The organism is Amycolatopsis pithecellobii, assembly GCF_009707865.1.
GTDB lineage: Bacteria > Actinomycetota > Actinomycetes > Mycobacteriales > Pseudonocardiaceae > Amycolatopsis_E > Amycolatopsis_E pithecellobii.
Genome location: NZ_WMBA01000059.1, coordinates 42,020 through 51,828 on the forward strand (window position 1 = coordinate 42,020; position 9,809 = coordinate 51,828).

General features: G+C 68.3%; 8 protein-coding genes. 6 read left to right on the top strand and 2 right to left on the bottom strand.

Going from position 1 to position 9,809, the window contains the following annotated elements; genetic code table 11:
- Positions 1-160 precede the first annotated feature (160 nt).
- The 6 genes from pstS to GKO32_RS29540 all read left to right on the top strand — a co-directional run bounded on the left by pstS (position 161) and on the right by GKO32_RS29540 (position 5,733).
- Positions 161-1,288 (top strand): phosphate ABC transporter substrate-binding protein PstS, encoded by a 1,128-nt coding sequence (pstS, locus tag GKO32_RS29515; protein WP_312868754.1) that lies wholly within the window; start codon positions 161-163, stop codon positions 1,286-1,288.
- Positions 1,289-1,421: 133 nt separating this feature from the next.
- On the top strand, positions 1,422-2,366 hold the full coding sequence (pstC, locus tag GKO32_RS29520) for a phosphate ABC transporter permease subunit PstC (RefSeq protein WP_312868748.1): 945 nt from the start codon (positions 1,422-1,424) through the stop codon (positions 2,364-2,366).
- Between the two features lies 1 nt (position 2,367).
- Complete coding sequence (gene pstA / locus GKO32_RS29525; protein WP_154760177.1) at positions 2,368-3,294, top strand: phosphate ABC transporter permease PstA; 927 nt, start codon at positions 2,368-2,370, stop codon at positions 3,292-3,294.
- A gap of 11 nt (positions 3,295-3,305) precedes the next feature.
- Positions 3,306-4,082, top strand: coding sequence for a phosphate ABC transporter ATP-binding protein PstB (gene pstB, locus GKO32_RS29530; protein WP_154760178.1), 777 nt, complete (start codon positions 3,306-3,308; stop codon positions 4,080-4,082).
- 106 nt (positions 4,083-4,188) lie between these two features.
- Positions 4,189-5,088: an EamA family transporter gene (locus GKO32_RS29535; RefSeq protein ID WP_376766009.1), complete on the top strand. Its 900-nt coding sequence runs from the start codon at positions 4,189-4,191 to the stop codon at positions 5,086-5,088.
- Positions 5,089-5,097: 9 nt separating this feature from the next.
- Positions 5,098-5,733, top strand: a complete 636-nt coding sequence (locus GKO32_RS29540; protein ID WP_312868749.1) for a GTP pyrophosphokinase — start codon at positions 5,098-5,100, stop codon at positions 5,731-5,733.
- On the opposite strand, the gene phoU is transcribed toward GKO32_RS29540, so the two are convergent.
- Positions 5,730-6,395, bottom strand: coding sequence for a phosphate signaling complex protein PhoU (phoU, locus tag GKO32_RS29545; protein WP_154760179.1), 666 nt, complete (start codon positions 6,393-6,395; stop codon positions 5,730-5,732). The genes GKO32_RS29540 and phoU overlap by 4 nt on opposite strands.
- 76 nt (positions 6,396-6,471) lie before the next feature.
- Positions 6,472-7,842: an LCP family protein gene (locus GKO32_RS29550; RefSeq protein WP_154760198.1), complete on the bottom strand. Its 1,371-nt coding sequence runs from the start codon at positions 7,840-7,842 to the stop codon at positions 6,472-6,474.
- Positions 7,843-9,809: the final 1,967 nt, after the last annotated feature.

Genomic DNA, 9,809 nt, shown 5'->3' on the forward strand with positions numbered 1-9,809 from the left:
CTCGCAGGTCACGGGCAGGACACGGCGACATGTGGAGTGGTGCCCGCCACCCTCTTACAGCCGCCATGTTCACCCCGCGTTCACCTGATGACGGCCACCCGGCCACCCTGTCTGCCTAGTGTCCGATTCCGACATGCTCAGACAGCTGGAGGACATGACAGTGAAGATCATGCGGCCGATGGGTGCCGTCGGCATCGTGGCGAGTGCGGCGCTCATTCTTGCCGCCTGCGGTTCGGACCCCGCTTCGACGAAAAGTGGTGCTCCGAGCTCCGGCGCGGCCGCCGCGGCGACCGGCACCGCCAACGTGGTGTGCGGGGGCAAGACCCCGCTGTCCGGTGAGGGTTCGACCGCGCAGAAGACCGCGGTGGACGTCTTCGCACAGCAGTACGCCAAGGCGTGCGCCGGCCAGGTCGTGAACTACAACGCGACGGGCTCCGGCGCCGGCGTCAAGCAGTTCAACGCCAAGCAGGTCGACTTCGGTGGCTCGGATTCGCCGCTGTCCGGCGCGGACGTGGACGCCGCGAAGGCCCGCTGCGGCGGCAACCCGGCGTGGAACCTCCCGATGGTCGTCGGCCCGATCGCCGTCGCCTACAAGCTGGACGGCGTCTCCTCGCTCACCCTGAACGGCGAGACCGCGGCGAAGATCTTCAACGGCCAGATCAAGACCTGGAACGACCCGGCGATCGCCGCGGTCAACCCGGGCGTCACCCTGCCCAGCAAGCCGATCCAGGTGTTCTCGCGGTCGGACGAGTCGGGTACCACCGACAACTTCCAGCACTACCTGGCCGCCGCCTCCAAGGGCGCGTGGACCCAGGGCACCGGCAAGGGCTTCAAGGGCGGTGTGGGTAACGGCGCGTCCGGTTCGAACGGTGTCGCCTCGGGCATCCGTGCGGCCGACGGTGCGATCGGCTACGTCGAGTCCTCCTACGTCAAGGACGGTCTGACCGCCGCCAAGCTCGACAGCGGTTCGGGCGCGGTAGAGCTGACCCCGCAGAACGTCGGCAAGGCGCTCGACGCCGCCGTGTTCAAGACCCCGGGCAGCAACGACCTGGCGATGGACCTGGACAAGATCTACGCCGCCAACACCCCGGGCGCGTACCCGCTGCTCCTGGCGACCTACGAGCTCGCGTGCTCGAAGGGTTACGACGCCGACACCGCCAAGGCGGTCAAGGCGTTCCTGACGGTCTCGGCCACCACCGCCCAGCAGCCGATCGCGGACAAGGGCTTCGTGCCGCTGCCGCAGAGCCTGCAGGACAAGGTGCTGACCTCGATCAACGCCATCTCGTAGTACGACCTCGAATTGGGTTGGACCAGCCACCTCTGATGAACGAGCCAACCTCGATGCGGAAGCCCACCGGGAACCCCGGTGGGCTTCCGTCGTCGTCCCGCACCCCCCGGAGGCCACGATTTCGGCGCAACCAGTGACCCAGACCCGGACAAAAGTCCGGCCAGGCGACCGCATCTTCAAGAACCTGAGCGTCGGCGCCGGTGTCATCGTCGTCGCGCTCATCGGCCTCATCGGGCTGTTCCTGGTCATCCAGGCGATCCCCGCGCTCAGAGCCGACAACGTCAACTTCCTCACCGCGCGGATCTGGGAGACCAGCGACCCGACCCACCTGCGCTTCGGCATTCTGGACCTGTTGCTGGTGACGGTGTCCACCTCGCTTGTGGCCTTGATCATCGCGATGCCGATCTCACTGGGCATCGCACTGTTCCTCACCCAGTACGCGCCGCGCCGGCTCGCCCGGCCGTTCGCCTACATCATCGATCTGCTCGCCGCGGTGCCGTCGATCATCTTCGGTCTGTGGGGCATCCTCGTGCTGGCCCCGGAGCTGTCGAAGGTTTCGGAGTGGCTCAACAGCACGCTCGGCTTCATCCCGATTTTCGCGCAGGGCAACGTGTTCCCGAACTTCGCGGGCACGATCTTCACCGCGGGCGTCGTGCTCGCGGTGATGCTCCTGCCGATCATCACGTCGCTCTCACGTGAGGTGTTCGAACGCACGCCGACGACGCACATCGAGGGCGCACTGGCGCTCGGCGCGACGCGCTGGGAAGTCATCCGCACCACGGTGCTGCCGTTCGGCAGGGCGGGCTACATCGGTGCGTCGATGCTGGGGCTGGGCCGCGCGCTCGGGGAGACGATCGCGCTCGCGGTCATCCTGTTCATCCCGCGCGGCAAGCTGTTCGATTTCAGCATCTTCGACGGTGGCGCGACGTTCGCCTCGCAGATCGCGACGAACGCCAGCGAGTTCAACAACCCCACCTCGGCCGGGGCGTACATCGCGTCCGGTCTGGTGCTGTTCGTGCTGACCTTCGCGGTGAACTTCGCCGCGCGGGCCATCATCGGTGACCGGAAGGGTGACTGACATGACGAGCACGCTCTCCGACACCGAGCGCCCGGCGCTCTCGCCGGCATTCCAGCAGATCAGCCTCGGTCGCAAGGTCAAGAACGGTGCTGCCACGGTGCTGGTGTGGCTGTCGTTCCTGATCGCCGTGGTCCCGCTGGTGTGGGTGCTGTACACGGTGATCGCGAACGGCATCAAGCGGATCCCTTACACGAACTGGTGGTCCCAAGACTTCGGTTCGGTGCTGTCCGACGAGGTCGGCGGCGGCGTCCTGCACGCCATCATCGGCACCCTCGAACAGGGCCTGGTCTGCGCGGTCATCGCGGTCCCGCTGGGCCTGATGGTCGCGATCTACCTCGTCGAGTACGGGCGTGGTACGCGGCTGGCGAGGATCACCACGTTCATGGTCGACATCCTGTCCGGGGTGCCGTCCATCGTGGCCGCGCTGTTCATCTACGCGCTGTGGATCACCACGTTCGGCTTGCCCCGCAGCGGTTTCGCCGTGTCGCTGGCGCTGGTGCTGCTGATGATCCCGGTGGTCGTGCGGTCCGCGGAGGAGATGCTGCGGATCGTCCCGGACGACCTGCGCGAGGCTTCCTACGCGCTGGGTGTGCCGAAGTGGAAGACGATCACGAAGGTCGTCCTGCCGACGGCGTTGTCCGGCATCGTCTCCGGCGTCATGATGGCGCTCGCGCGGGTCATGGGCGAGACGGCTCCGCTGCTGGTGCTGGTCGGCTACTCGGCTTACGTCAACTGGGATCTGTTCAACCACGAGCAGGCCGCACTGCCGTTGCTGATGAACAACGAGCGGGCGACCAACACCATGGAGCCCGGTAGCGTCGGGTTCGACCGCATCTGGGGTGCGGCGCTGACGCTGATCCTCATCATCGCCCTGATCAACCTCATCGCGACGCTGGTCTCCCGCATGGTCGCCCCGAAGAAGAAGTGAGCTGATCCGCTATGGCAAAGCGAATCGATGTCAAGGATCTGGACATCTACTACGGCAAGTTCCACGCGGTGGACAGCGTGACGCTGTCGGTGCCGCCGCGGAACGTCACCGCGTTCATCGGGCCGTCGGGGTGCGGCAAGTCGACCGTGCTGCGCACCCTGAACCGCATGCACGAGGTCATCCCGGGCGCCAGGGTCGACGGCGAGGTGCTGCTCGACGGCGAGAACATCTATGGGTCCAATGTGGACCCGGTCCAGGTGCGGCGGACGATCGGCATGGTGTTCCAGCGGCCGAACCCGTTCCCGACGATGTCCATCCGGGACAACGTGGTCGCCGGGCTGAAACTGGCCGGCGGCGGGAACAAGAAGGAGCTCGACGAGATCGCCGAGCGGGCGCTGCGCGGGGCGAACCTGTGGAACGAGGTCAAGGACCGGCTCAACAAGCCGGGCGGTGGCCTCTCCGGTGGGCAGCAGCAGCGGTTGTGCATCGCGAGGGCGATCGCGGTGCGGCCGGACGTGCTGCTGATGGACGAGCCGTGCTCGGCGCTGGATCCGATCTCGACACTCGCGATCGAGGACCTGATCGGTGAGTTGAAAAAGGACTTCACGATCGTCATCGTCACCCACAACATGCAGCAGGCGGCGCGGGTGTCGGACCAGACGGCGTTCTTCAACCTCGCCGGTGTCGGCCAGCCTGGCCGGCTGGTGGAGCTCAACGACACGGAGAAGATCTTCTCCAACCCCAACGAGAAGGCCACCGAGGACTACATCTCGGGCCGCTTCGGCTGATCCGCGGATCCCACGAAGGCACTGGCACCGCGGTGTCAGTGCCTTCGTCGTGTGAGGGGCGCGAAATGCGGTCGAAACTGTCGGACCCTGCGGCTACGGTCGTGGCGTGGTTTCGGTACATGTGGACGAACTGGGGGGCCGCCTGCCGCGGGCGCGCCCACTGAGCTTGGCCGGGCGAGCGCTCGGGACTGTCCCGCCGCCGCTGCAGATCCTGTTCGGGATCATCAGCGTGCAGGTGGGTGCGGCGGTGGCGAAGCAACTGTTCGCCACTGCGGGCGCGGCGGGCACGGTCACGCTGCGCTTGTTCTTCGCCGCACTGGTCCTGCTCCTGATCTGGCGTCCGGCGCTGCGGCTCGGCAGGCAGGCGTGGCCCGTGGTCATCGCGTACGGTGTCGTCCTCGGGTTGATGAACCTTTCCTTCTACCAGGCCCTGGCCCGGATTCCGCAGGGCATCACGGTGACCATCGAGTTCCTCGGCCCGCTGACCGTCGCGCTCGCCGGGTCCCGCCGCCTGCTGGACGCGGTGTGGGCGCTGCTTGCGGCGGGCGGGGTCGTGCTGCTCGCCGAAACCCGCGGTGATCTCTCGGTCGCCGGCCTGCTCTTCGCGCTCGGCGCCGCGGTCTGCTGGGGCGCGTACATCCTGCTGGGCGCGGCGCTGGGCAGCCGCACGTCGGAGGGCAACGGGCTGGCGCTCGCGATGGCCGTGGCGGCGATGGTCGCGATGCCCACCGGCATCGTCGAGTCCGGCACCGGCCTGCTCTCACCGTGGGTGCTGTTCGTCGGGCTGGCGGTCGCGCTGCTGTCCTCGGTGATCCCGTACTCGCTGGAACTGGAGGCGTTGCGCAAGATCCCGCCGCGCGTGTTCGGGGTGCTGATGAGCCTGGAACCGGCGGTCGCCGCGCTCGCCGGCCTCATCGTGTTGCACGAGGCGCTGCATCCGCTGCAGTGGGTCGCGGTGTGCTGCGTCATGGCGGCATCGGTCGGGGCCGCCCGCTCGGCCAAGTAACCTGGCGTTGTGACCGTCCTCGACGACCTGGACCAGCCGCCGGCCGCCCTGCTGCGCGAACTGCGCAGCGAGCTGATGGTCTACAAGTTCGGGGTCGACGAGCTCATGACGAAGCTGCGCATCCTGTCGGAGGAGTTCGACTTCGCGCACCAGCACGACCCGATCGAACATCTCACCAGCCGCGTCAAGCAGCCGCAGGCGATCATGGAAAAGCTTCGGCGCAAGGGTATTCAGCCGGGCATCGAAGCGATCCGCGAACACATCGAGGACATCGCCGGGATCCGCGTGGTGTGCCCGTTCGTGCCCGACGTGTACATGGTCGCGCGGATGCTCGGGCAGCAGGACGATGTGGAGATCGTCCGCACCAAGGACTACATCGCCACGCCGAAGCCCAACGGCTACCGCAGCCTGCACCTGATCGTGCGGATCCCGGTGTTCCTGTCCGACCGGGTGGAGAAGGTCAAGGTCGAGATCCAGATGCGCACGATCGCGATGGATTTCTGGGCCGCCGTGGAACACAAGCTGTTCTACAAGTACGACGGCGAAGCCCCGGAGGATTTCGCCGCCGAACTCCGCGCGGCCGCGGCCACCGCCGCCGATCTCGACGGGCGGATGACCGCGCTACACCAGCGAATCCAGCCTTAGACGTCCTCGTCGGAGCCGTAACCGGGCATCTTGCCGGTGGCGACGAAGACCATCCGCTTGGCGACCGACACGGCGTGGTCGGCGTAGCGCTCGTAGAAGCGGCCCAGCAGCGTCACGTCGACCGCGGCCGGCACGCCGAACTCCCAGTCTTTCGCCATGATGACGCTGAACAGGTGGCGGTGGATCTCGTCGACCCGGTCGTCCTCCGCTTCCAGGGAGCGGGCGGCGTCGACGTCCTTGGACTTGATGACCTCTTCGGTGCGCAGCGCCAGCTTCACGACCGCCTCGCCCATCTCCGCGAAGTACGGCTGGACCGGCTCGGGGAGGGCTGGCTGGGGGTGCCGGCGGCGCGCCGCCTTGGCCACGTGCAGTGCCAGGTCACCCATCCGCTCAAGGCTCTCCGCCGCGTGCACGACCGCGAGCACGGTCCGCAGGTCGGTGGCGACAGGTGCCTGAAGCGCCAGCAGAGCGTAGGCCTGCTCCTCGCACTCGGCTCGTGCGTCGTCGATCTTGACGTCACCGCCGATCACCTGCTCGGCCAGAGCGAGATCGGCATCCAGCAGTGCCTTCGTCGCCTTCTCCATGGCGTTCGCCACTTGCACCGACATGGCGGCCAGGTTGTCGGCAAGCTGATCGAGTTCGACGTGGTAAGCCTCGCGCATGGCCACACTTTACGGCCTGAGCTGGGCGAAGACCGCATCGGTGGATGAACCGCCGATGAACCCCGTCTAACGAATGCTACTGGTCAGGCTGGGGTTTGCCGCTCGCCGACGTGGCGGCGACGGGGGCATCCGGCGACGTCGGCCCGGGGGTGGTGCCCGGTAACGCCGTGTTGTCGATGAGGGCCTGGAAGACCGCTTTGGCCTTGCTCTGCAACAGCACCTCGTTGCCGCGCGAGTTGGACTCGCCGGTGGTCGGCACCGTCATGAAGTTGACCTTGGACGGGTCGAGTCCCTTCATCGACTGGGCAAGCGTGAGCATCTGGTCGATGCCGATGTTGTCCCCGAAGGTCGCCTTGGCGAAGGCGGTCACGAAGCCGGAAAGCTGTCCGGGGTTGGTGAGCACGCCGTGCGACATGACCTTCGCCATCAGCGCGCCGATGAATTCCTGCTGACGTTTGATGCGGCCGTAGTCGGAGGTCGGGTCGCCGATCACGTGCCGGGCGCGGACGTAGCTGAGCGCCTGGTCACCCGAGATCGTCACGTCCCCGGTCTGTGCGACGACCATGCCGAGCACGCCGTCCTTCATCGGTTTGTCGACGTGGACGGTCACCCCCTGCACGGCGTCCACCATGTCCTTGAACCCGCTGAAGTCGATGCCGACGAAGTGGTTGATCCGCATTCCGCTCAGCTGTTGCACCCATTTGGTGAGGCAGCGCGGGCCGCCGACCGCGTAGGCGGTGTTGAGCTTGACCTTGGTCGCGGCGGGCACGACTTCGCTCGAGTACTCGTTCTTCGCGGCGTCGAAACGCTCGCAGTCGGGCCGTGAGATTTCGAGGTCACGCGGGAACGAGATGACCACGGCGCGTTTCCGGTCGGCCGGGATGTGCGCCAGCATCACCGTGTCGGAGCGGGCGCCCTCGACGTCGTCCGCGCTGCCGACGTTCTCCTCCGCGGTCGCGCCGGCGCGGGTGTCGGAGCCCGCGATGAGGAAGTTCTCGTCACCGAGCTGCGCCGGGGCGTCCTGGATGTCGGCCGAGTTCTCGTCGAGCGCCGCGATCTGGGTGAACTTGCTGTTGAACCAGGTCTTCATGCCCCAGGCGGAGCCGGTGCCGATGAAAATCAGGACGGCGAGCACGACGACCGAGATCCGTCCAATTCGGACAGTGCGTTCGTTGTGCCGCTGTTTCTTTTCCTGCAGGCGGGTTTGCGGCGCGGGCTCGTCGTCGACGCCGGACTCGGCGCGCACGGGTGTGACGACTCGTTGGAGCCGGGTGCGGGTCTGTTCGATGAGCTGCGCCGGGCGCGCGGTGAGTTTTTCGAGGCGCTGCTTACGTTTCGCCTCTTCGGCGGCGAGCTCGTCGTGCGCGGCCGAGAACCGGGCGAGGGTATTGTCGATCTTGCGGCGCACCTTGGTGCTGTCGTCGATCGGCTCCATCTCGTCGGTCATCGTCAGCCGGTCCTCCGGCGTGACGGGACGGGACCGGAACGCCCGTCGGGGACGCGACAGCCCCCCGGGTCTGACGGCCTGCTCGTCGTCGGATTCCGTGCCGGGACGGGGTTTTTCCGGCTGCACGGGCGGTTCGGGCAGTGGCAGATCGGGCGCGGACTGGCGGCCGTCGGCTTCCCCAGCCAGCCGCCGGACTGCGGGTGGCTCCACGGCGAGCCGGCCGGCTCCGGGCCGTCTCGGTTCAGCCGCCGCCGGACGCGGAGGGGATGGCTGGTGCTCCGAGTTTTCCGGCGCAGCAAGCGGCTCGGGCGCGGCCGCCCCCTGCCGCCCCTCGGCCACACCACGACGCGGCCCCTCAGGACGGCCCGACTGTGGAATCTCGGCCGTGCCACTGGAGGGCTCGACACGCGGCAACTCCGGCCCCCGGCGAGGGGCGGGATGGCTGGACTTCGTGATGCCCGGTGCGCCACCGGACGGCTCAACACCGTGGGACAGCTCTGGGCCCCGACGAGGGGCTGCGAGATGGCCTGTCCCCGGGGCATCGACCCCACCAGGAGGCGGCTCCGGAGCACCACGACGAGGAGGCACGGGGCGGCTCGGCTGCGAGGATTCCGGCGCGCCAGCAGGGACCGCCGCAGCGCGGGGCGGTTCCGCGGGGCGGAGCGGTTCCGCGGAGCGGCGAGGAGACGATTGGCCGGCATCAGGACTCTCCGGCGTGCCAGCGGAAGAATCTGCCCCGCGAGATACTTCCGGCGCACCACGACGAGGGAACGCGGAGCGGCTCGGCCCCGGAGTCGCTACCGCGCCACCGGCAGCATTCGCACCGCGCGGGGATTCACCCGCGCCACGGCGAGGGAACGCCGCCGGGCTCGGCGGCGAAGCCTCCGCCGCAAATTCCGCACCGCGCGGGGAGTCGGCACCGCTTTGGCGGCGGGGCACGGGATTACTCGGCTGCGAAGGCTCCGCCCCGCTACCGGGAAAATCGGCGCCCCGCGACGAATCGGCCACGGTATGACGAGGACGCAAAGGGCGGCTTGATGGGGAAGGTTCCTCCGCACCGCCGGGAAAAGCCGCGCCGCGCGACAACTCACCAGCGCCGGGGCGACGGGGCAGAGCATTGCTTGACTGCGAAGGCTCTGCGCCACCGGGAAAATCGGCACCGCGCCGTGACTCGCCACGGGGGAGTGGATTGCTCGGCGGCGGCGGTTCTGCCGCGCCATTGGGGGAATTCCCGCTGCGAGGCGATTCTTCCGCGCTGTGGCGGGAGGGCACGGGCTGCGAGGATTCTGCCGCGCGGCCGGGAAAAGCCGCGTCGCGCGGGGACTCCGGTGCACGAAAATCCGCGCCGTTGGGCGGTTCCGTACTGCGGCGCGGTGACGCGGGGCGGCCGGGTTGCGGGATTTCCGTTGAGCCGCCAGGAGAAATTGCGGGTAGCACAGGGCGTTGCTCCGGCTGGTCCGCTCCAGCACGCCGACCTGACAGTCGTTCGGGAGCGCGTGGCGACACCGCCGACTCAGACGCCGCGTGCCGTGACGAAGGGCGCTGCGACTCCGGAACCGGCGCGGAATGGCGCGACTCCGGCGGTTCGGGGACCGGACGCTTCGACTCGGGCGCACCGGGAATCGCCTGCGCAGCACCAGGTCCGGACGCCAGCGGGCTCGGAGCGGTCCGATCGGGAGCCACGTGCCGAGACTGCAACGGGCCGGGAACTGCCGAGTCCGGAGCCACATGCCGCGGATCCGGCCCGCCCGGGACCCGGTGTCGTGACTTGGCCGGATCGGGGGCCAGTGGATCTGTGACCGGTCCCCGCGGGTCCCCAGGGGTCTGGACCGCTGGGCCGGGGGCCGCATTTCGGGTCTCCGCGGGGTCGGGGGCCCTCCGCCGAGACTCCGGCCGTCCGGGAACCACTTGCTCAGCAGTCGCACGCCCAGGCTCGGGCCGAGCGGGAACCACCGGATCAGCAGGCC

Bases quoted from the DNA above. Each gene is read 5' to 3' on its own strand.
- pstA (WP_154760177.1), top strand. From the start codon at position 2,368: ATGACGAGCACGCTCTCCGACACCGAGCGCCCGGCGCTCTCGCCGGCA.
- GKO32_RS29550 (WP_154760198.1), bottom strand. From the start codon at position 7,842: ATGACCGACGAGATGGAGCCGATCGACGACAGCACCAAGGTGCGCCGC.
- pstB (WP_154760178.1), top strand. From the start codon at position 3,306: ATGGCAAAGCGAATCGATGTCAAGGATCTGGACATCTACTACGGCAAG.
- phoU (WP_154760179.1), bottom strand. From the start codon at position 6,395: ATGCGCGAGGCTTACCACGTCGAACTCGATCAGCTTGCCGACAACCTG.